The sequence below is a fragment of the Hyphomonas sp. genome (assembly GCF_022844445.1).
Classification (GTDB): domain Bacteria; phylum Pseudomonadota; class Alphaproteobacteria; order Caulobacterales; family Hyphomonadaceae; genus Hyphomonas.
On the sequence record NZ_JALHLS010000026.1, the window covers coordinates 1 to 22,104 of the forward strand.

General features: G+C 58.5%; 21 protein-coding genes. 13 read left to right on the forward strand and 8 right to left on the reverse strand.

Annotated elements, in window-relative coordinates; all coding sequences use genetic code 11:
* Positions 1-446: 446 nt before the first annotated feature.
* The gene (locus tag Q0C17_RS17635; protein ID WP_291209195.1) at positions 447-941 is read left to right on the forward strand and encodes a hypothetical protein; all 495 of its coding nucleotides are present in this window, start codon (positions 447-449) and stop codon (positions 939-941) included.
* Positions 942-1,274: 333 nt separating this feature from the next.
* On the opposite strand, the gene Q0C17_RS17640 is transcribed toward Q0C17_RS17635, so the two are convergent.
* Entirely contained in the window at positions 1,275-1,961 is a 687-nt protein-coding gene (locus Q0C17_RS17640; RefSeq protein WP_291209197.1) for a hypothetical protein, read from the reverse strand.
* Positions 1,962-2,022: 61 nt separating this feature from the next.
* Here Q0C17_RS17640 and Q0C17_RS17645 point away from each other — a divergent pair, with 61 nt between their 5' ends.
* A complete protein-coding gene (locus tag Q0C17_RS17645) occupies positions 2,023-2,619 on the forward strand; it encodes a TetR/AcrR family transcriptional regulator (protein ID WP_291209198.1) in 597 nt (198 codons plus the stop codon).
* Positions 2,620-2,925: 306 nt separating this feature from the next.
* Here the strand turns inward: Q0C17_RS17645 and Q0C17_RS17650 are convergent, their stop codons facing one another.
* Positions 2,926-3,939 (reverse strand): agmatine deiminase family protein, encoded by a 1,014-nt coding sequence (locus tag Q0C17_RS17650; protein WP_366914862.1) that lies wholly within the window; start codon positions 3,937-3,939, stop codon positions 2,926-2,928.
* Between the two features lie 648 nt (positions 3,940-4,587).
* Between Q0C17_RS17650 and Q0C17_RS17655 the strand changes: the two genes are divergently transcribed.
* The 3 genes from Q0C17_RS17655 to Q0C17_RS17665 are packed head-to-tail and all read left to right on the forward strand — an operon-like array spanning position 4,588 to position 6,818.
* On the forward strand, positions 4,588-5,661 hold the full coding sequence (locus tag Q0C17_RS17655) for a bifunctional transcriptional activator/DNA repair enzyme AdaA (RefSeq protein ID WP_291209202.1): 1,074 nt from the start codon (positions 4,588-4,590) through the stop codon (positions 5,659-5,661).
* Positions 5,658-6,425 carry an isocitrate lyase/phosphoenolpyruvate mutase family protein gene (locus Q0C17_RS17660; RefSeq protein WP_291209204.1) on the forward strand — a complete coding sequence of 256 codons (768 nt, stop codon included), beginning with the start codon at positions 5,658-5,660 and terminating at the stop codon, positions 6,423-6,425. The genes Q0C17_RS17655 and Q0C17_RS17660 overlap by 4 nt, the downstream gene beginning before the upstream one ends.
* 51 nt (positions 6,426-6,476) lie before the next feature.
* Positions 6,477-6,818 carry a hypothetical protein gene (locus Q0C17_RS17665; RefSeq protein WP_291209206.1) on the forward strand — a complete coding sequence of 114 codons (342 nt, stop codon included), beginning with the start codon at positions 6,477-6,479 and terminating at the stop codon, positions 6,816-6,818.
* Between the two features lie 442 nt (positions 6,819-7,260).
* Here Q0C17_RS17665 and Q0C17_RS17670 read toward each other — a convergent pair whose 3' ends face one another.
* From Q0C17_RS17670 to Q0C17_RS17680, 3 genes are all read right to left on the reverse strand, one after another.
* Entirely contained in the window at positions 7,261-7,674 is a 414-nt protein-coding gene (locus tag Q0C17_RS17670; RefSeq protein WP_291209208.1) for a DUF6010 family protein, read from the reverse strand.
* A 1,244-nt stretch (positions 7,675-8,918) separates the two neighbouring features.
* On the reverse strand, positions 8,919-9,221 hold the full coding sequence (locus Q0C17_RS17675; RefSeq protein ID WP_291209210.1) for a type II toxin-antitoxin system RelE/ParE family toxin: 303 nt from the start codon (positions 9,219-9,221) through the stop codon (positions 8,919-8,921).
* Positions 9,214-9,465 carry a type II toxin-antitoxin system ParD family antitoxin gene (locus Q0C17_RS17680; RefSeq protein WP_291209211.1) on the reverse strand — a complete coding sequence of 84 codons (252 nt, stop codon included), beginning with the start codon at positions 9,463-9,465 and terminating at the stop codon, positions 9,214-9,216. Before Q0C17_RS17680 ends, Q0C17_RS17675 begins: the two co-directional genes overlap by 8 nt.
* Positions 9,466-9,906: 441 nt before the next feature.
* Between Q0C17_RS17680 and Q0C17_RS17685 the strand changes: the two genes are divergently transcribed.
* Positions 9,907-10,428 carry an ATP-binding protein gene (locus Q0C17_RS17685; RefSeq protein WP_291209213.1) on the forward strand — a complete coding sequence of 174 codons (522 nt, stop codon included), beginning with the start codon at positions 9,907-9,909 and terminating at the stop codon, positions 10,426-10,428.
* A gap of 385 nt (positions 10,429-10,813) precedes the next feature.
* Here the strand turns inward: Q0C17_RS17685 and Q0C17_RS17690 are convergent, their stop codons facing one another.
* Positions 10,814-11,689, reverse strand: coding sequence for a nucleotidyltransferase domain-containing protein (locus tag Q0C17_RS17690; RefSeq protein WP_291209215.1), 876 nt, complete (start codon positions 11,687-11,689; stop codon positions 10,814-10,816).
* Between the two features lie 231 nt (positions 11,690-11,920).
* On the opposite strand from Q0C17_RS17690, the gene Q0C17_RS17695 reads away from it, so the two are divergent.
* The 6 genes from Q0C17_RS17695 (at position 11,921) to Q0C17_RS17720 (ending at position 18,273) form a co-directional block, all read left to right on the forward strand.
* Positions 11,921-12,538, forward strand: a complete 618-nt coding sequence (locus Q0C17_RS17695) for an Ada metal-binding domain-containing protein (protein ID WP_366914863.1) — start codon at positions 11,921-11,923, stop codon at positions 12,536-12,538.
* A 71-nt stretch (positions 12,539-12,609) separates the two neighbouring features.
* Positions 12,610-13,083: a DUF3237 domain-containing protein gene (locus tag Q0C17_RS17700; protein WP_291209219.1), complete on the forward strand. Its 474-nt coding sequence runs from the start codon at positions 12,610-12,612 to the stop codon at positions 13,081-13,083.
* A gap of 380 nt (positions 13,084-13,463) precedes the next feature.
* Entirely contained in the window at positions 13,464-14,534 is a 1,071-nt protein-coding gene (locus Q0C17_RS17705; RefSeq protein WP_291209221.1) for a helix-turn-helix domain-containing protein, read from the forward strand.
* A gap of 172 nt (positions 14,535-14,706) precedes the next feature.
* A complete protein-coding gene (locus Q0C17_RS17710) occupies positions 14,707-15,204 on the forward strand; it encodes a GNAT family N-acetyltransferase (protein ID WP_291209223.1) in 498 nt (165 codons plus the stop codon).
* A gap of 260 nt (positions 15,205-15,464) precedes the next feature.
* Positions 15,465-16,661 (forward strand): amidohydrolase family protein, encoded by a 1,197-nt coding sequence (locus Q0C17_RS17715; RefSeq protein WP_291209233.1) that lies wholly within the window; start codon positions 15,465-15,467, stop codon positions 16,659-16,661.
* Positions 16,662-16,947: 286 nt separating this feature from the next.
* The gene (locus tag Q0C17_RS17720; RefSeq protein WP_291209225.1) at positions 16,948-18,273 is read left to right on the forward strand and encodes a serine hydrolase domain-containing protein; all 1,326 of its coding nucleotides are present in this window, start codon (positions 16,948-16,950) and stop codon (positions 18,271-18,273) included.
* A 718-nt stretch (positions 18,274-18,991) separates the two neighbouring features.
* On the opposite strand, the gene Q0C17_RS17725 is transcribed toward Q0C17_RS17720, so the two are convergent.
* On the reverse strand, positions 18,992-20,023 hold the full coding sequence (locus Q0C17_RS17725; protein WP_291209227.1) for an alcohol dehydrogenase catalytic domain-containing protein: 1,032 nt from the start codon (positions 20,021-20,023) through the stop codon (positions 18,992-18,994).
* A gap of 11 nt (positions 20,024-20,034) precedes the next feature.
* Entirely contained in the window at positions 20,035-20,709 is a 675-nt protein-coding gene (locus Q0C17_RS17730; RefSeq protein ID WP_291209229.1) for a hypothetical protein, read from the reverse strand.
* A gap of 101 nt (positions 20,710-20,810) precedes the next feature.
* On the opposite strand from Q0C17_RS17730, the gene Q0C17_RS17735 reads away from it, so the two are divergent.
* Positions 20,811-21,680, forward strand: a complete 870-nt coding sequence (locus tag Q0C17_RS17735; protein WP_291209231.1) for a LysR family transcriptional regulator — start codon at positions 20,811-20,813, stop codon at positions 21,678-21,680.
* The last annotated feature ends 424 nt before the right edge of the window (positions 21,681-22,104 follow it).

Below are 22,104 nucleotides of genomic sequence, written 5' to 3' on the forward strand. Positions count from 1 at the left end.
AAGATGTCGGTCACGCGCGCCCCAGGATCGATCAGATTGACTGCTAGCTCACCGAGACGGGTCGGTCGAGGTCGCGGGCGTTCGGCGGCAGGCGCATATGACCGGAATCGGCGATCTCCAGCCTGGCGGCGAGGACGCAGCCGGATGACTGGACTGAGGCGACCCTGCCGGATGCCAATCCCTACGATGGGAGCCGATCTGGCCCTTTTGAGCCGGCCGCTCATCCATCACGGGCGCCTCGCTGCCTAGGGGTTCAGGTCGATCAGGTCATCTCGCAGGAACTCTCAGGCTCCGGGCGACCATTGACTCTCACGCGCTGGCGACGACCAAAACTGTTTCAACGTGAACCGAAAGCCGATACGCTCGGCGATGGCGCCAGCAAAGTATCATGTCCCAGATGTGACGCGACCGGGTTGACAGATTTGGTGAGCCACGCTGGAGGGGCGATGAAAGTAAACTGGCTTGTCAATCATGTTCTGATGCTCAGCATACTGCTATTAAGCGGGGCGGCTGTTTATGCGTTCTGTTTCGTAGTGTTGTCGTGGCCATCGGATCGGTGCCTGGGAACTGCAGCCAACCTAATGGCATGGCTACACGCCCTATGGCTCGTTGCAGTAGCGATCGAACTAGATGTGTTCGGCATGAAAGCACGCGCTCAGATCGTCTGGGCTATAGCGTTTACTGGTTTTAGCGGGAGTTTTGTTTTTTGGGGATTCTTCGCCCCACTGATGAAACCAGAGGCGGCAAATGAAATTGCAGGCGGCGCAGTAGCAGTTGTCGCTTCATTCTATTTCACTTTGGCGGCTGTTACTGCAGATAAAGTATCAAGTTCGCTTGCTGGTCGACTTGCAGCTTTTTGGGTACTTCTCAACTGGCCGGTATTCCTGTTCTCCTTGTCTCATGCCATTCTCCGCGCTGCAGAACGATCCAGGAAGCAGTAAATCGAAGTGTCCTGCTCCTGAACATTCAATCGGCAGATCAGCGAAGATTGAAAGCACGCCGCGGCCCAACCGTGGACGGAATGTCCAATTCCGGCGATCTCTCGCCTGACGGCGGTGAGGCAGTCGAATGACTGAACTGAGGTGACCCCGCCGGACGCCGAACCTGATGATCAGAACCGATCTGGCCCATTTGCGCAGTTCGATGGGGTTTCGGAAGCTGCACAACCGCTCGACGCAGGCTGTGAAGCTAGTCAGGCCGTACTGAACGTCGGCGTGTGTGATCAATAGGCAAGGTGCGCAGTCGGTGGACTAATATCTCGCAAACGCCCGGATTCACTTCCGCGCCGGTGTGAACCGCAGCGGCGCGTGGTAGCGATGGCCGAACCAGATGCGCATGGCGAGGGCTATGCCCATGGTCGCGAGCTGCATCGCGACCTGGATATCCTCGGTCGCGGCTGGCTGTACTAAGGCCTGCCAGGTGAAGGCGAGAAATGTTCCGTGCACGGCATTGAACAGGAAGCAGACCCCGTTCAGGTGCCAACACAACCACCAGTTCGAAATCGGCGCCTGTTTCAGTCGGGCGAACTGGAGCATGGCGCCGCCATAGACCAGTCCAATGATTGAGAAGACCATCAGCAGGACTTGTCCCGTCGCCAGCCCTGTCAGGAGCACAGCGCCGCCCATCAGGAAAGCGGCCGAACCCAACGCGCGGAACCAGAGCCCGCGAAACCGCTCAAGATCGTTCTTTAAACCGATCGCGGCGAAGGCGGTCGCGACCACGGTGACGACGCACAGCGACAGGTAGGAGAATTGGACGACTTCCGGCGCGGCGAAGGCCCTCGAAGACAGGAAGAAGATGGCGCCCACGGTCGCTAACACAGCCAGCAGCGTCGCGAAGAACAACTTGCCCGAGAGCCGGTGCCCCGGGCTGCCCTTGCGGCGCAGCAGCGTCGACCAAAATAGCAAAATCGCCGCGGTTCCGATGGCGTAATGTGCGAGATGGGCAGGCTCGAGAGACATTGGCTTCAATCCCCTGTTCATTTAACGTGTGTAAAGTGCCTCATCATTTAACGGGTGTAAAGTGAAGAAGCCGCCTCCGATCTCCGAAGCAACCAAGGCCGCAATCCTCGACGCGGCCTGGCGCCTGATTGCGCAGGACGGGCTGGACAATGCCAGTCAGGCCAGGATCGCCGAGGCGGCAGGCGTGTCCCGGCAGACGATCTTCTACGCCTTCGGCAGCCGTGCCGGGCTATTGACTGCGATGCTGCAGCATATGGATGCGCAGTCGCCGGAAGTCGGCCGCCTCCAGGCGCTAGCGGTGTCGCCGCGGACCGATGCCGCGCTCGCGGCCGAGTATCTTGATGCCTGGCTGGATTACCTGCCGCGCATCTACCCGGTCGCCATCCTGCTGAATGCAGCAGCGCTGACTGACGGGGACGCACGTGCCGCCATCGACGACCGGTTGGTCGGCGCGCTGCTGTCGGGGTTCACGCGGTTCTTCACGCGGCTGGCCGATACTGGGCGCCTTCGCGCGGGCGTGGACCCCGCACAGGCGGCGCTCGAAATCTGGGCCGCCGTCCATCCGTCCGCTTGGCGGCTGCTGGTGGTCGAGCGAGGCTGGACTGCCGAACAATTCCGGCAATCACGGCAAACGGCCATGCAGGCGATGCTCGCCTGACCGCCTAGAAGCACCCGAAAGCCGCGTGCGAGTGGGTTCACGGCTGGTCGTTGGCGACTGGCTCGCCAGCGAGCGTAGCCATCTTGCTGCGACCCCGGATAACTGCTCCACCTTTTGCTGGAACGCGTTGACTAGGACGATATCGAGTCAGCTCCCAAGCAGCCGTTCGTTCTGAAGCTGCGGATGACCGTTCTCGGCGATCTCCGGCCGGGTGGCGGCCTGGCATCCCGATGACCGGACTGAAGCGACCCTGCCTGTCGCCGGAAAATGAAAATCGGAGCTATCGTAGCCTGTTCTGGTTGCCGGTTATCGAGCGGTCTTTCCAAGCTGCTGCAGCAACAAATCGGCATTGGCGCCGCGCAACTGCCATGACATGCATCGCACGCCGCCGCCCATATGACATATGCCATCTGATCTCACGGGCACGACTTCACGCTGCGTCGCAGCTTGGACTTGCTGAAGCGCGATAGCATCTTCGGGGATGCCGAATTGCGGCAAATAAATTCGGTCCGGCGTTACAAGCGCATTGGTATAGAGCCCGCAGGCGGACCCAAAGCGTTCGTCGTAGATGGCAGAGCCATCATAGGGCGTGACAATCTCGTGGATAACGACGCCCGGCAGACCGCGTTCGAGATCGGCACGCAAGGCGCGCGCGTACGCCAGGTCTTCCGGGTAGGAATTGATGATGAGCGTGTTCGTATCCACAAAAGCGACGACGCCATCGGCATGTTCAAGGCCGCCCTGTTCGTCGGCTTCGATAAAGGCAGTGTTGACGAGACCCAGCTCGCGCAGCTTTGCCCGAGCCTGATCCTCGCTCAGCCGGTTGTCGCGCAGGAACTTGCGGCTCAAGACGGCATTGCCGGCATAGTCATCGACGAGGTTTCCTCCGTCGTTGAGGAGGGCGCTGGGCTTGAACGAGAGGCCCGCAGCGCGCGCAAGCGATACCAAAGCTGCCTGCACGTGGTCCGCATCGCGTTGACCGCGCGTACCAGTCCCTTGGCCAGCGGCCGTGTAGCGGAAGAGGATCGGGTCTGCGGCATTCGACAGGCCAAAATCACGCGCCCAGATGTCGTCCATCGGCGCGAGTGCGACTCGGTTTTCGCCAAGCGCCTCAACATAAAGTGGATACGACACGGCATCGGCCAGGACCAGAACACGGTCATGCAATGCAACCTGCTGCGCATAGGTCACGTGAAAATCGAAAATGTCCTGTGCAGCGTCGGCGTAGTAGGGATCGCCGTCGCGAGGCGCTGCCAGCACGATGAGCTCGCCTTGTCCCGGCGCGTCTGACGGCGAAGACGTGGCAATTGGAAAACCCATGTCTCTTCCGCATCCCGCAAGCAACATGACGGCCGTCAGTGCTGCAATCATTCCCCTCGACAGCATGCAGATGATCGCCCTTTTGCCGGTTCACGCAACCCTACCGACTTCCAGTCTTTTCTATCTCTTACTTTTCACACTCCCGATCAATGATGACGGTTAGGACTGGCCGCTATCGGCGAAGTCCGGCCTAGTTTCCGTGAGCCGGTCGAACGACAGGACTGAGGTGACCCTGCCGGTCGCTGACGATGGCCTTCGGAGCTGACCTGGCCCTAAATTGCCGATCGGGACCAGTCCTGCGGCGGAAGCCTGGATCAGCGACTTTTCGGCGCTAAGGAAACAAATCTGACTGCAGGGCCCCAGGCCAAATAGTCTCCGGGTTTTCCGGCGTGGTTCACTTTTCAAAAAGCGTCTAAAGTCGGAGATCTGCCGGCTGCCGCTGGTAATATGACAGGACAACAGAACTCAGGCGCCCCTGCCAGATGCCAGTCTCTACGATTGGAGCTGACTTGGCCCGAATTTGTCTTTCACATTTGAAGATGATGACCACAGCCTTGCGGACGAGACGCACATTGATGCTCAAAACAAAGGGAATAGACGCCCGAAAAGCGACGACGCGTCCCGCCATGCAATGCTAGGCAGCACCTCATGCTGTTCGACCTGCCTGATCAAGAGACCCTATACGCCGCGCTGCTCGCCCGCGACAGTCGCTTCGACGGACAAGCCTTTGTATGCGTATCGTCCACTGGCGTGTTCTGTAGACTGACCTGTCCCGCCCGCAAGCCGAGGGTGGAGAACTGCATTTTTTTCGCCACCATCGGAGAATGCATCTCAGCAGGTTATCGAGCCTGCAAGCGGTGTCATCCGCTTCAGCCGGCCGCCACGGCCGATCCGAATATTGTTGCCCTTCTAAAGGCCCTGGACGAACGTTCGGACCTGCGATGGTCTGAGGCCCACGTGGAAGAACTTGGCTTTGACCTCTCCACTGTACGGCGCAGCTTCAAACAGCAGTTCGGCATGACTTTCCTCGAAATGGCCCGACAGCGCCGCTTGCGCGAAGGGTTCGAGACGCTGGCGCGCGGCGGGAAAGTCATCACCGCGCAGCACGAGGCAAGCTTCGAGTCGGCAAGTGCCTTCCGGGCAGCCTTCGCCCGTCTTCTTGGTCGCGCTCCGGCCGACCTGCGGACAGACGGCCGGTTACGGGCGACATGGATACCGACGCCGCTCGGCGACATGCTCGCTGTGAGCAGCCCGAGTCACCTCCACTTACTCGAATTCGTTGATCGAAAGGGACTCCCCGCAGAACTTGCGCGATTGATGGCGGCGGCAAAACAGGAGATCGGCCTCGGCACTCTGCCGCCTTCGGAGCAGGCAGCGGCTGAACTTGCTGATTACTTTGCCGCCCGGTCAGACCGCTTTACGACGCCGCTGGCTTTCGCGGCCAGCGCCTTCACACAGCAGGTCTGGGACGCGCTGCGCGCGATACCGGTCGGTGAAACACGCAGCTATTCGGACATCGCCCGTCAGATAGGTCGCCCGGCAGCTGTTCGGGCCGTCGCGCGCGCCAACGGTGCGAACCAGATCGCGGTCATGGTCCCCTGTCATCGTGTCATCGGAGCCGACGGCACCTTGACAGGCTACGGCGGCGGTCTCTGGCGCAAGCAGCGCCTGATCGAAATCGAACGCCAGCTTAGACAAGCCAAAAAGGAAACCGCCACATGACCCCTCACTCTGACAAGGCAGAGCTGTTCCGCAGCATGCACATGCCCCACAAGCCGCTTATCCTCTGCAATGTCTGGGATGCCGGAAGCGCCAAAGCTGTCCAGCAGGCCGGGGCCAGGGCCATTGCGACAAGTAGCTGGTCAGTTGCTGCCGCTCAGGGTTACGGGGATGGGGAAGAGCTTCCGATCGACACCGCGCTCTCAGTGACAGACCGGATCGTGCGGAGCGTGGATTTGCCGGTTACGGTGGATTTCGAGGGCGGATACGCAGCAGATCCGAGCGCAGTCGGTCAGAATGTTCGCCGCCTTCTCGCGCTTGGCGTGGTCGGTCTGAATTTCGAAGATCAGAAGGTGAATGGGCCCGGCCTATACACTGTCCCGGAGCAGGTCGCGCGGCTGAGCGCCATCCGCATCGCGGCAGAGGCCTTGGGTGTTCGGGTATTCATCAACGCCCGCACGGATGTCTTCCTGAAAGCGGCGCCCGAAGCTGACCACGCCGGTTTGCTCGATGAAGCTGTTGCGCGCGCGGCTGCGTATGCGCAGGCGGGTGCAGACGGCGTATTCGTGCCTGGACTGAAGGATACGTCTTTGATCACCCGCTTCTGCGCGCGGGTCCCACTTCCCGTTAACGTCATGACTGCCCGCTCACAAGATATCGGCGCCCTCGCGGTCACTGGCGTATCCCGTATCAGCTTGGGACCTAACCTTTATATCGATCTGATCGCGGCGTTGGAACACGAAGCACGAGCCTGCATCACAGGGTGACAACCGCGCATCAGCATGAAGCTCTCGTCGGAAACCCATTCGGAGACGTTCATGGACCTCTTCGTCGAAATCATCGCTTATCGCCTGAAGTCTGGATCGGGTTCAGACTTTCACAGGACCATGTTGAACGAGAGCCTCCCCCTGCATCGAAGCGCTGGCATCCGCGTCCTCGAATCGAGGCAAAGTGCTGATGATCCGGACGGCTATTGCCTTGTTCGCGCGTTTGAGAGTCTGGCACGGCTGCGAAAAGATCAGGACGAATTCTACGCGAGCGCGGCCTGGCGTGAAGGTCCTCGTCAGCGCATCATCGATTGTATCGAAACGACGGTCAGCGTTGTGTTGGAAATGACAGAGTTTCAGGTTTCGGCATGGGGTGAATACAAACGTTCCTGATGCCACGCGTCGCAATCTTGGGGGACCAAACGGCGAACTGCGACCTCGCTGCGGTCAACTGCGTCAGCGAGGGATCAGGCACGACTTCAGCCATCGCGCGGCCGGACGGCGCGCTGCAGTGCTCCATATGGCAAGGAAGGCCTGCTGGTGGCGCACATTGATTTGAGCCTGGCAACGTGGCTGCCTGCGGCCCGCTGCAAAGTATCACCGTCCTGAGGGCTTCATTGTAAGTAGCGCCGTTCTCCGACCTCCAGCCTGGCGCCGGGGTCCGGGCGAAAGCCAGGACTGAGGTAACCCTGCCAGTTGCTGAAATTGATCATCGGAGACGACCTGGCCCGGAGCCGAGATCGACAACTGTTATGGTGTCAGCCAGCTTCGCGAGCTTTCCTGAGTTTGCGCTTGTTTCTCTGCTTTGTCGGCCTCTGCATATCGAAGCAGGCCTTCAGTGCACCAAGGTCCAGATTGCCAACAAACTGGCGGCCATCACCCAATCGACTGCGGCGCAGAACGGAATGTACCAACGCGGCATCTCTGTATCGATAAGGCTGTGATGCAGAACGTCCCATAATCCGTGTAAAGCGAGAGCTATCACAATGGCCGATGGATGGCCATTTATGCCAAGCAATCCGGCGGCTGAAAATGTGATCGCCGTTGTCAGTTCAATGAGCAGAATACGAATACGCCCATCCTTGAATGCGTATCCAACATAGATGCCCGCGATGAGCACCAATGTGATTGCAGCCAATTGGTGCGAGAGTTCGGGCGGAAGAAAAAAGTGCACGGGCAGTGGTAAGATGCCCAGCACGATCCCGGATTGGACAGGCAGACGAGACAAGACGTGCGATTTGTCAGACATAACGAAAATTCTTAAGCTGTTTGGCATTGGTAAAAAAGTGCGAACTCTAGCCTGGCCCTGATGATATGATTGAACGACAGGATTGAGGCGACCTGACCTGCACAAGCATCCCCGGTCCATAGATAAATAGAAATGGGCAGAACCCGCCACTTTAAGAGCCGAGGAAATGTCCGTTTTCGGCGATCTCCAGCCGGGTGGCGACTTGGCTCACTAATGACTGGACTGAGGTGACCCTGTCGGTCAGGGAATTGCCGATCGGCGCCAGCTTGGCCCTTAATTGCCAGTCGTGATCGTCTCAGCGAACTTCGGATATGATGAAAATCGGATGTTTTTAGACCGCGAACCAAGCGCAAGATTCTAGTTCTCAAGCCGACTGTTTTCAGTGAGGATTACCCTATGCCGCAGGAATCAGATGTGGTCCGTTCTTTCTTTGGTAGTTCGGCATCGTCGCTATTTGTGTCTGTACTTTTAGTGGGCTGTGGTCATCCACCCTCATTGTTGGTGAATGACTTCAGAAATTCTGTGTACTTGGAAATGCAGGGTTCTACGCAGTGTCTGAGGACATTCGGTGAGGTGAAGGCTGGAGAGGAGCTGAGACTTAAATGCCGACTGTCTGAATTAACGGAGGTCACTTACAGGCGCGACAGTGGCGAGTTTTGTGATGTGGATATGACGATGTTCTCATCGAAGATCATACAGTTTGTCCCCAACTCCCTCGAAGGAAAGTTTGCCGACAAGGCATACTTGTCATCGTTGGACTGCGTATCGGAGTAGATGTTCTAGAATTTGCAATAGTTGGCGTTCATGCCATGTCGGCGGGCGCACTTCAGCAACGGAAACAAATGGCTCCCGCGTTTCAGCCAGAACCTGAAGCCTGAAGGCTGTCGGATAGATGCCACGCTTGCGCACCGTGCTGTGACCCCCGATGTTGATCCAGTTCGATCCAGAACCGGAGTGTTGAGTGACCAAAGCCCCGATTGGTCCCGCATTCAATTCGAGAACGCCAGCAATCCGTCATTCGGCGGCCGACCGTCGATGACCGTTTCCGGCGATCTCCCGCCTGGTTTGAACTTGGTATCCCGATGACTGGATTGAGGTCACCTTGCCGTCCGGCTGAATTGCCGATCAGAGCCGACCTGGCCCTAAACCGCCGCTTGCTACATGACGAGACTGGTATGAAAACCATCGGGCAGATCACAGAAATCGGCGTGGTATCCCAATGACCTGGCTACCCTGATCATCGGTTAGTCATTCGGCAGACTGGTTTGCGGATTTTCGCGCCCGAGGACGCGCACGATCAATACGCCACTGGCCTCGACCCGAAAATAGATAGAATGCGCGACATACACCGAGCGGCGATAGCCAGCGCGGATATGATCGACCTCTTGCCATAGCTGCGGAGTATTCGCGATCTGCGCCAGGCGTGCGATCAGCCCGTCATAATATTCGTCCGCCACATTCACGCCGAAGCGATCAATGCCCCACTCGTACAAGCGTTCGAGGTCCGCATCCGCCGCCTGGGTTAAATAATAGCGGCCATCAACCATTCTGGGGCTTCCGCTTCTTCACCGCTGCGCGAATCTCTTCGGGGCCGCGCGCGCTGAGGCCGCTTCTCTCGCCTTCGATGAGCGCCGCGCGAATAGCCTCGATCTCGGAAGTCTCCTGCTGCGCCTTGCGGATCAGGTCGCGCAACACCTCGCTGTCGTTCGTGTAAGCGCCGCTGTCGATCTGCGCCTTGATCCAGTCATTCTGCGTATCGGTGAGGGTAATGGTCTTTCGGACTGTGGTCATGGCTCGGCTCCTTCGGGCGCAAACATCATACTATTGGTGCTCTATAGCACGTTTTGGAGCATTCCAGGCAACAATTTTTGGTCGGGTTTGACCACTTGGTCCATTCCGCTCGCCGCCTTGGATCGGAGACATCGCTCGGTTCGCTCGAACAGCTGGCGGTTGCGGGATAACTTACGCATTGCTGAGCGCGAGCGCTCGTGCGGCGGCGCTGTATCAACGACTTCTATCGGCGATCTCCCGTCGAGTGGCGGATTGGCTTCCCAATGACTGGACTGAGGTGACCCTGCCGCGATCCGGCAATGACCATGGGAGCCGACCTGGCCCTTAGATGCCGCCCGGCTTTGAAGCACTGAATGTCCGTTTCACCTTTACAATCGCTCCAGCGAACTCGTTGGCCTGTCTGAGTTGCCCGTTACCTTGGCAACGCGTTATGCTTTTCTGATGAAACAACCGACCATCATTGTTACCTCTGGATTGCCAGGCTCGGGAAAGAGCACCATTGCTGAAGGCATCGGTCGCTTGCTGCGAGTGCCTGTTCTCTCTATCGACCCGGCTGAGGCCGCCATGTGGGCCGCTGGGTTGCCAAAGGAAAACACCGGGATTGCGGCATACAGAGTCGTTGAGGCGATCGCTGCTGAGAACCTCAAACTTGGCCTCACCATCATTGTCGACGCGGTCAATCCGGTAGAAGAAGCTCGTCAAATGTGGCGCGATCTTGCCGACCGGTTTCAGGTGCCGGTCTGTTTCATTGAGTGTCTTTGCAGTGATGATCAAATCCACAAAACGAGGCTTGAGAAGCGTGTTCGAAACATCGCCGGAATGCCTGAAATCACATGGGAGCAAGTACAGGAGCGCAAGGCCGACTATGAAGAGTGGCTTGACGTTCGACTGAGGCTGGACACGGCAGCTGACGCTCCTGACGTCCTCATCGCTCGGGCGATGGACTATCTCCAAGCGGTTTGAGCCAACTGTCCTAGCCGGCGGGAAAAACTGCCGTCCCGATGCCTAAGACTGGTCGACCATTGTCGGCAAAGTCCAGCCTTCACCCGGTGAGGATCTCGAATGACACGATCGGATTTACCAGGCCGGTCTGCGATGCTCGCGATTGGAGCTGACCTGGCCTGGAGCATGGATTTCATGCATGAGGAACTTTCGAATGGGAGCAAGATCCGTTTGCTGACGGTTGTCGCCATCTGCACACGGGAAGCGCTCGCAATCGAGGTGGGGGGCCGCCTTCGCAGTGAGGATGTTGCACGCGTCTGGATCACCGATCCCAAGCGCTTCATCGGAGCCGGGACCAACTCAAATACTGGACCACTTCTCGGGAGGCAGACCATCGGCCTTAGATTCAAAGGCGCCAAGCTGGTCCATACATCTGTCCTGAAGAAGCACGCACTTCTTCAAACAGCGCGCCGATGGCGTCGACGCTTTCTGCCAGCGCTTCAGGCGTTGATCCGATGTTCGACAAGATCGAACGCAGACGAAGGCCAAAATTGGCCGGTGCGATCCTGAACTGCTCAATCTCGGAAATCGACGTCTTGTCATTGACAAGATAGACGCGGTTCAGCGCGAACAGTGCAAGCACCATGGCCTGTGCAAAGCGTGTCAGGCATCCCGATACTCCATGAACGTCGCCATTGGCAGCAAACTTGGGTGCGAACGCCGTCAAGCCGAACTCAACGCTCCATAACCGGCTCTGAACAACTGCTTTGGCCAATGCTTCTGGCATCAATGACACCTTGGCTTTCAGTAACGACAGCGTGGATCGAGGATCGTAAAGCGGCACGGCAATTGCGGCTTCTCCCAGCAGAGTGGGCCCGAAGAAGCCGAATGGCGGCTGTTGTTCGAAATCGATCTCGAACCGTCCGTCGAGCGCATCCTTGAGCGTGATCTCAACTTTTTCGATAGAGCGGTAGAGCAGATCGACTCTCTGTCCTTCGATGGTTAGCCATGCGCCACCATCGACCCAGCGGCCCCAATCGCCGAAACCCGATACAACAGGGTTCGGTGTGTCATTCATGCGCGAAGCTATTTGGCGAACTTGCTGTATGGAGAAGGGGGCTTCCTGCAGATAGTAGAGACCGATATCGATGTCCGATTCGGGGCGGGCGCGCCCCCGCGCATGTGATCCGCCCAGGACGATCGCCTCTACGCCCAGCAGCTCTCTCAGCTCGTCTACAACCCTCTTCAGGATCGCCGCTTGGAAGGATGTAAGCTGTTGCATCGTGCAAGTATGTCGAGGTGCCGGCGGGAGCGCAATGTCCGCTCAAGGCCACGAGAGCTCCCATCTTGTCTTTCGGCGACCGGCAGGCTCAATCCGCTCGTGTCATTCGAGCGCCTCACAGCAAACAGACCGCACTTCGCCGATAAGAGCCTTGAGGCATAGCGGTCGAATTCGGACGTGATCACCAAAGCCGCTCTCCCGGCCGGCGGGGAAGCGCGCTATCTTCACTCCATGCTCGACCCACAAACATGCGAAGCGGCGATGCAGCGGCGAGACCAGGCGTTTGACGGCCGGTTCTTCGTCGCGGTGAAGACCACCCGCATCTATTGCCGGCCGGTCTGCAAAGCCCGCATGCCAAAGCGCGAGAATGTCCGTTTCTATCCGACCGCTGCCGCCGCCGAACAAGCGGGATTTCGCCCGTGCCTCCGGTGTCGCCCTGAGACCGCTCCGTTCTGCCCGGCTTGGAAGGGAAGCGGTGCCACTGTCGAGCGCGCGCTGAGGCTCATCGAAGAGGGGGTACTGGATCGCGAAAGCCTCCAAGCCCTCGCCGATCGCCTGGGCGTCAGTGCGCGTCATGTGTCGCGCTTATTCCAGCAACACCTCGATGCCTCGCCGCGACAGGTGGCGAAGACGCTTCGCGTTCAGCGCGCCAAACGCCTATTGCACGAGACAGATCTACCCATCGCACAGATTGCAATACGCGCCGGCTTTTCGAGCAGCCGGCGGATGACCGCCGCTTTTGCAGACCTCTATCGCCGGTCGCCATCCGAGCTGCGCGGAAAATCGCGGGGCCTTCGCCGGCAAGGCGACGATTGTCTGCCTGCAACGAGATCTCGCCCGCCGCCCTGAGCCGCGGTTCAACATCAAGAACAATCACCTTCCGCAAACCAGCCCGCCCGGCCATGCCCAATGGAGAAACCATGCCTGAAATCGAAACCGAGTTCCTGTTTGAAGCGCGTGTGAAGCTTGCGGAACCGCAGAACATCGGCCCTACTCCCGAAGGGTTCCGCATGACCGTGCCTGTGGCCGGCGGGCGGTTCGAGGGGCCGCGGCTTTCGGGAGAGATCGTGCCCTTCTCTGGCGCCGACTGGGCGCGCATCAGGCCCGACGGCTCGGGCGCACTCGACGTCCGGATGACGCTCAAGACCGATGATGGCGCGCTGATATATGTCCACTGGCATGGGATCATGCGTTTTGCGCCCGAAGATCAGGCGTACGCCATGGATTTTGCCAAGGACGATGATCCACTAGGGGCGTCGCGGTATTATTTCCGCGCCAGTCCGCGCTTTGAAGTCGGCGATCTGAGATATGCGTGGCTTAACACGCTGGTCTGCATAACCAAGTCCCGCACGGGCGACGGTGGCGTCATCCACCGCGTGTTCGCTGTGAATTAAGATGAATGGCGTGTTTGGGCCAGTCGATTCCGACGGTCATCGCCAGCGACCGGCCGGGTCACCCCGATCGTGTCATTCGGCTGCCTCGCCGGAACCTGGCTGTAGTTCGCCGCAAACAATGATTGACGCGCTGCGTTTGGCACGAAAATCTTGAGGCAGGTCAGCGGTTACGCCTGCGCGCCGAACTTCGACGATGTTTTTGCAACGGTTTCACCGCAACACCCCATGCAAGCGGGCTCGTTGAACAATCCGTCGAAAAATGAAAAATCTCCCGCCAATTTCGAAATAGGCGAGCATTTCTGAGAGGCTCCAATAAGGAGATGGAACACAAATCTTGGATGCGTCCAGTGCGAGTCTGGGAATTCAAGGGAGACAGGTAAATGCTTGAGACTCTGTTCCGCGGAATTGCGATTGGCGCCCTGTTGCTAGCTGGCATTGCCATGGCACGGGGACAACCGCGATCTGCCGTCGGCCTGACCGGTGGGTTGTTCTGCGCAGCAACAATTGGCTTTATCCTGCACACCGGCACCGGAATTCCGCAAGACTTGGGCGTTGTTCGCCATCTTGCATGGTTACTCTCAGCAGGCGGCACTTCGTATTTTTGGCTCTTTGGGCTGAGCATGTTTTCAGACGCCAGGCTCAACGTCGCGCACGCTTTGCCTATTGTTGTGATGACAGCGATCATTGTCGCCGGGGGGATTTTGCCCGGAGACGCGGCGATTGGATCTGCGGTTGCGCACAACATTCTGGAGCTGGCACTCGTCGGACACGTCATGTTTGTTATCTGGAACCATAAAGACGACGATCTTGCTGATGCACGCCGTCGCATCCGAACACCGATGATGATCGCCGTTGGTTGCTTTTGCGCGGTGCTGTCGGGATTCGACATCGCCTGGTCGCTTGGGATTCGCGATTCATGGATCAAACTTTCTCAAGCTGGGGCCCTTGCGGTGATGGCGCTGGTCGGAGGTTGGGCATTCGTTCGCGCGCGCGGAGAGATATTTCTCGGCTCCAGCGCACAATATGCCGGCCACTTAAACCGCTCGGTCGATACTATCGAGCTTTCGCCGGCCGAATTGGTGATTGCTGAAAAGCTCGCGGGGCAGGGCGATCCCGACCCTATTTGGAGACGTCAGGGACTTACGGTAGGTGCCGCGGCGGATGCACTTGGACTACCCGAGTATAGGCTTCGCCAGTTGATCAACAGGAAGCTCGGGTTTCGCAACTTCTCCGATTTTCTGAATGCGCAGCGAATTGCGGCTGCCAAAGAGGAATTGCGCGACCCCAAAAAACCAGCCGTCAGGATTTCCACCATTGCATTTGATCTTGGATACGCATCACTCGGCCCGTTCAACCGAGCTTTCAAGGAGGCAACGGGAATGTCGCCTAGAGCTTGGCGCGAACGGGAGAGAACGGCCCCGGCAGATGCTTCTGAAATTGCTGAGCACTAGCCGCCTGCGCCGAAAACTAGTCGCCGAATCTGAAATCGATCAGTGTTTCTTCGCGATAGGGTAGCGCACAGAGCGCCTTCGCGTGTTTGGTCGTCTCAAATGTGTGATCCGGTAATCGGAAATACCCATCTGGGCATCGCTTAGATCAGAGACTGGCTTAGGAACAAAGACTTTGGAAGAGCCGGGTACGGAGCTCAGGAGCTATCGAGACGCCGATTGGCCGGATCTCTGCCGCATACATGATGCGGCTCGACTTCACGAATTGCGCTTCAGCGTAGGGGTAGCAGCGTTCAGGACGCTGGAGCAGACTGCTCGTCCAGAGGGCCTCTTCGACGGAGCGCTGATCGTGCTCGAGGAGCAGGGGAAGGTCAGAGGTTTCGTCGCCTTTACGCGCGAAGAGCTGACCTGGTTGTACGTTGACCCTGCCCACTATCGTAGAGGGTATGGGCGTCAGCTATTGCAGCATGCGATCAAACACTCCGGATCGATCTTGAAGACCCAAGTCTTGGAGGGTAACGCGCCCGCGCTTGCTTTGTACGTTTCCGCGGGCTTCCAGGTGACCGAGCGAAAGTCTGGCAGCTTGGTAGGCGTCGACTCCTTTCCGGCAGTCGGTCTGTTGCTCGAGTTACGCCAGTCGCCCGCCCAATCGAACATTGAGGAATCCACGTGAAGTCAAAGAATGTACTCGTTGCTTCGCTTGCCGCCGTTGCGGTTTTTGCTGGAGGCGGCTGCGCTATTACGAGCGGCCTAAACCCACCGCGAATCGACGTTCCGGCCCAGACCGACGTCGTGATCTCCGGTGTCACGGTCTTAAATCCGGGCGTTTCGCGCACCGAGAACCAGACTATTGTAGTTAAAGGGGGGCAAATCGCCGAAGTCCGGGCCCGCACGCAGAGCGATCCGCCGCCAATTTGCGACGGGTGCATCGCCATGCCTGGCCTAATCGATGCGCACGTGCATTCGCCCCCACGCCTCGCATTCGGAAATCAGGAACTTTATGCGCTCCTGTATGTTTCCTATGGCGTAACGTCAGTGAGGGACGTCGGCGCCACTGAGAAAAGTGTTCGCGCACTCGTCGCAAGGTCTAATGCAGAACGACTTGTAGGCCCCCATATGTACTGGTGCGGACAAGTTCTTGAGTCCCCTCCGCTCAGCTTTGGCGCGGCAAGATCAGTCGTGACAAAGGAAGAAGGACGCGCCGCCGTTCTTGAGCTCTTCCGGGAAGGAGTAGACTGCATCAAGATCTACAACAATCTGGCAGCAGAAGCATATCTTGGAATCCGCGAAGCCGCCGCCGAAGTCGGGCTTCCTGTCATCGGGCACGTCCCCCACCTTGTTGGCATTGCCAACACGCAAGACTTTGAAGCACAGCATATGACTGGCCTTCCATACTTTGCCAAAGGTGAGGCCCCAAAGAACAGCGATTTCCGGGACGCGGACTGGCTTTCGATGACGGCGCAGGACATAGACACTGCCCTGATTGCTGCACGTGAACGCAGGTTTTCTTTTCTGCCGACGCTTGCGAACGGGCGCCTTCGTCTCATCGCCTCCGATCCAGAAAGATTCCCCCCCACGCCTGGATCGAGTCACATGCCGGAAATATGGTTTGAAGCATGGGATTCACAGACCACGATCGCAGCCCATCCCACCGGCGACGGAATAGCCTTGCGAGAGGCGCGCTTACCGCTCCTTTCATATGTGACAGGAAGAGCTCGCGAACTTGGAATCGATGTGCTGGCCGGGACGGATAGTCTGATGCCGTATGTCGTTCCAGGCGAATCGCTTCATCTTGAAATCAGTGAACTGGCCAAGGCATTTGGAGACAATGAGGCGGCACTAGCAGCGGCGACGACGACCAATGGGCGCCATATCGATTCCGGCGTCATTGGCGTGATCGCGCCAGGTGCAAGGGCCGACATTCTCCTGCTTCCTTCAGACCCGGTTGCTGATCTTTCAGCGCTCAAGGACTGGACCATCCTGTTCGTCAATGGGCGCCGTCATGATCGCGCCGCGATAGATGAAGCAGTCCAAAGATATGATCGGCATTTTCACTCATCATTCTACACCGCTACAATGCGCTGGGCGTCCCGTTTTGCATCATCCGGCAAGGGAAGGCAGATCGAATAGCAAGGGTAGATGCTCTCTCAGAGGAGCATCCGATGCGAGGAACGTTAGTGCACGGAGTGAGTGCCATCGTGTATTCTGTCTCGCTCCATATCCGTCATAGGTCTGTCGGCAAGTTCTTCGGCGCCTGCGGGCCCAGGTCTGAGAGGAAGATCGTCTGGCTCTGTTTTGATCTAAATGATCGTGGCTGGAAGCGGGAAATGAGGTGCCGATGCTACACACACGCAGATCGATAATCGTGGGCGGACTTGCATTGGCCGGTTGCACCGCACCGCCTCGGCGGGCGTTGGTGGAAAGACTGGAAGGTGATTGGTTTGGTGCAATCTTTCCTAACGGCCACCGCTTGCCTCTGAGGCTTGCTATCGCAAACGACAGCGCCACCCTGTACAGCCTCGGCCAAGGCAACAGTCCCATCTCGTCGACAACTCTGCATCATCGAGGCCGCTGGATTCGCATTGAATTTGGGACCTTGAATGCAACGATTGAAGGCGACATCAACAACGAATGGATCGTCGGAGAGTTTCGCCAGGGCAATACGTTACCGATAGGTTTCTCACGATCGCCAATCGACCCACCGAGCGACCTACCGCTCAATCTCGAGCATGTTGATGCGTTAAGGATGCGCGTTGGCGCGCCAGCTCTGGCTGTCGCCTCTTCGCATGTTGACGGGCGAAATCTGTCACTGGCCCGCGGCATTCGGATGCTTGGCCACGCCGCGCCCGTGGAGTTGAACGACAAGTGGCATATCGGCTCGATCGCAAAATCCATGACTGCGATTCTGGTGGCCCGCCTCGTGGACGCAGGCGCCACCCGCTGGGATCAAACCATCGGATCGGTAATGGGCGATCAACTTGGAGACATTCGAACCGAGTATCTGAGCATTTCGATCCGGCAGTTGCTGCAACATCGGAGTGGCCTTCCAAAAGATCTCCCCGCGCGCGCCACGCGTCGCTTTCCGGCCGTCGAACCGGATCCGCGCGCCAGCCGGTTAGAGTTCGTCAATTTGGCGCTGAACCTTGAACCTGTTGGTGCGCCGGGACGCAGCTTCAGTTATTCGAACTGCGGCTATGTAATCGTTGGTGCGATGTTGGAGCGGCTGTGCGGGGAGCCCTGGGAACAGCTCGTGCGCCAATATGTCTTCGCGCCGCTCGGCATGGGCAGTGCGGGATTTGGCGCGCCGGGGGGGCGGGGCCTCATTGACCAGCCTGTCGGACATGAGGACGCCGGCATTGACGAAGCGCCTCTGGCCCGTCCACCCGGCACGCGCTTCGCTGACAACGCAGCAGTCTGGGGCCCGGCAGGCACCATTCACGCGTCCCTCGGAGACGTGTTGCGTTACCTTGGCGCGCACCGAGATCGTGACGCTTTTCTTTCACCAGACTCATGGTCGGTTTTGCTTGCGCCGGACGATGACCGTGTCGTCGCGATGGGATGGGCAAAGCGAGGGAGCGGGTACTGGCATAGCGGCTCAAATGCACTTTGGTACTGCGAGGCAATGTTTGACCCTGTTCGAGGGGTTGCCTGTATTGCCGCAGCTAACGACGGCCGCATCGCACGCGTCCAGAGTGCTGTGAATGCCGCGCTTGTTGCTGGCGCCGGAACCTTGGCGTTGTGAGTTGTACGAAGGGTGAAGATAATCACTGTCCGGACTGTTTGCGGAACGCCAGTGGCCTTAACAAACCTGAAAGGATCAGGCTGGCCTCGATTGTGATCGCCCGTTGGCAGTAAAGTCACATCAGTCCAGCCATAGGGACAACAGATCGCTACCCGGCAGGAGATCGCCGGCAGCGGATGTTTGCTAACCTCATCCCGGCCGCCCAGGTAGAGGTGCTTCGGGACGCAGCGGCGCATGTGTCCAGATCCATGTTGACCTGCTACTGAGATTTTCCTCCAGATGGAGTTAGAGTCCGGCCTGAACCGCGCCTGCAAACCCGCAGGGCATTTAACTGGGGTCCCTGCAGTCAGCGTCGTTTCCTAGCGCTGAAAAGTCATTGATCTAGGATTCTGCCGGATGGTCCTGACCGGCTGCTTAGGACCAAGTCGGCACCCACCGTCAGATTCCCCGACCGGCAGTGTCGATCCAATTGTGCCGTCCGGATCCCTCACCCCTGCCAGACTGGAGTTCGCCGATTCAAGCCATTCGCAGTCATGCTGACACCCGCAACGCCAACCGCCACCAAAGACGCGGATCAACTGGTTCGGTTTCGACTGCCAGCATAAGGTTGCGGTTATTCGACAACAGATTCAGAATCACAGCGGTTGTTCGAAAAGAATGAAGGACATGAGGGGCGCAGGTCACACTCGCTGGCCGTATATTCTCAAGTTGCGCCAACTCATTCGGCTAGGAAGACCGTCTTGGTATTGCCTTCAGCCATGGCGTCGGCGGCCTCCGAAAAGGGGCGTGTGGCATCGACAATGCCGTGCGCGTGCAGATCGTGACACAGGCCGCAATCGATGATGTCTTTGATGCCCGTCCGCGCATGCACGCGGCTCACCGTATAGGTGATCCCCTTCATGTACATCTGCCGAAGCGGAACTTCTGCGACGGTGCCTGAGCCGGCGGACACGCCGGTGCAGATGCCGCACGGCGCCGTCGACTTCAATACAAACGACAACGCGTCCGGTATCCCCGCCGCGTCGACCGTGATGGCAAATTGCTCCGTGACCGACATATCCCGGGCATAAACGGTCTCAATCGTGTCCGCGCCCATCGACTGCGCAACCGCCAGGCGGCGGGCATCAAAATCACGGTAGACAACCCGCCCTGCGCCGAGCGCGAGCGCCGCCTTGACCGCGTAGAGACCGACACTTTGCGCAAGCCCGCCAACTACAAGAACGTCTGTGCCGGGATATTCCAGAAGCGGCGCGGCGACTGTGCGATAGCCGTCGACTGCATTGTCTGACATGGCTGCGGCGCTGACCAGAGAGAGCCCTTCGGGCAGCTTCACAAGCATGGCGTCGGCGAAGGGCACGAGGATGCAGTCGCTGAGCCCGCCGCCCCAATCAGTTCCGGAACTTGGTGCCAGTCCGTAAGCCGAATAGGGCGGCACCGACAGGCAGGCATTGGTCAGGCCGCGCTGGCACATCCGGCACGTGCCGCAGCTGATCTGAAACGGGACGATGACGCGGTCACCGGGAACGACCGTCACGACATCTTCACCGACATCGATCACCTCTCCAGCGATTTCGTGTCCGAAAGCGAACGGTCCAGGCATAGGGAACACGCCAGTCGCGATGTAGAGATCAAGATCGCAGCGTGTCACCGCGAGCGGGCGCACCAGCGCTTGCGCGCCGTTCTGGAGCACCGGTGCGCGAACATCATGCCATTCGAACACGCCGGGTTTGATGAAAGTCAGCTGTCTCACGCGCTATTCGCCTACTGGTTGATGAATATAGAAGGCGCCGCATAGAAATCGAGATCGGCGTCATCTTTGTATGTGTCGCGAATGCGCTGGTGCCAGGCGTCATTGTAGAAGCCTTGCGCTGCCGCTGCGTTGTCCCAGAGATAAATGCCGCCGATCTGTTTGCCGTCAGCAATCGTGTAGAGTTTGAAATCGAGCCCAGGTATCGCCGCATAATCCGGTATCGTTTTTTCCATCCGCCCGGCGATCATCCCCCGCGGCGCATACCAGGGCGCGCAAACCTTCACGATGGCGACCACGCCGTCTTCGCCTGACGAACCCGGGCTGGCGCCTGGCGTTTCGGCTACAACGTCGAATTCAGTAAGGGTCGCGTCCTGTCCATAAGTGGACCGGATGCGCGCGTGCCAGGCCTCGTCGAAGAACGCCTCAGCTGCGTCTTGGTCGTCCCACAGATAAACGCCGCCAAATTGCCTCTCGGTGAGTAAAAAATACTTCCGTTGAAGGCCGTTGACCGACTCATAGGTCGGCAGCGACTTCGAGAATGCGGCTTTCATCACGCCATCGGAAGCGCCTGCCGGGCGATCAATCTCGACCAGCACCGCAACCGGGGAGTTCGCCGGTACTGAGGAGCAGGCCGCCAGGCCAAGCGAGGCGGCAGCAAAAATCGGGAATTTCGCGATGAGGTTCATGCTCAGCTCCGGATTCGAACGCTCTCCAATTGCCCGACAATAGCCGGCCGGGCTATTACAAAAACCGGAAACCTATTTGCATTTTTTTGGAAAGACAGACTTTGGACTGGAACAACCTCAAGGCGTTTGAAGCGGTTGCGCGTGCCGGATCGCTGACACTGGCGGCGCAGCGGTCAGACATGTCGATCGCAACGCTGTCGCGGCGGCTGGAGCAGTTGGAGACCAGCCTTGGCCTCCGCCTCGTTATTCGCACACCGGCAGGCATGGAGCTCACATCTCATGGAAGGGCCGTCTTTGAAGGCATGCATGACGTTCACGACGCGATCGACGCTCTGCTTCGCTTGTCGCGCTCGCTCAAGTCAGGCGACGCCGTTCTGCCGGTCCGGATTTCGGCGACCGAGACCGTGATAACGACCATCCTTGCGCCGGCCATGAGCGCGTTGAGGGCGAGACCCGGCGGAGCGAGTATCGACTTTATCGTTTCAAACGACAACGCAGACCTGACCCGGCGCGAGGCCGAGCTCGCCATTCGCCTCGCCGCGCCCGCACAGGATACACTTGTGGCCAAACGTCTCGGAATGGTTGCAACTTCGCTCTTCGCATCGCCCGCTTATATGTCCGCACACAAACCCTCTGCCTCGACCCTGCAGGCGCAGACCTTTATCCTCTACGATGATCAGTTCGGCGATATCCCTGAAACGGTCTGGGCAGCACGGCATGGCTTCGCCGAGCGCGCGGTGATGTTCTCGAGCAGTACGCTCGCCATGCTTGAGGCGGTGAAGGGCGGCATTGGAATTGGGCTTCTTCCGGAATACCTGGCCAACCGGCACGGGCTGGTCCACATCGATTTTCCAACGCCGCCGGCCCGCGTGTTGTGGCTGGTGTTCCATAAGGATGTGCAGGCGCAGCCGCAGATCAAAGCCGTGCGCAACTGGATCTCCGAAAGCTTCCGGCAGGCGCTGTCGGCATAACGCTGAGCTTTTGGCGCCGGCGAGTTCGGCCTATGTGACGTAGCCCCCTGATCCGGGCCGTTTATTTGGAGACTCCGTTCGCCTTTCTTTCTGGTTGTGTGGTGGTGGTCAAGGCATGCGGAAGCGCGACGTTCGGCGTCCAGCGTCAGCTTTCAGATGGTCGGCAGACATCTGAAGGCGCGAGCCGTGACGGCAGGAAGGGGCCAAGTCGGTTCCGATCATCGTTTTCGACAAACGGCAGGTCACTTCAAATTTGTCATAGGTATGCCAGGCCATTGCTCGGGCAGGAGATTGCCCAAAGCGGAAAAATGAAATGAATGCCAGTCAAGGCTAAGAAAAGCGGCGACGCAACAAATCAGCCTACCGGCTTCTCATACACCGAGATGTGCATTTTGCTTTTCGACGTGAACTCCGTTCGATCCCA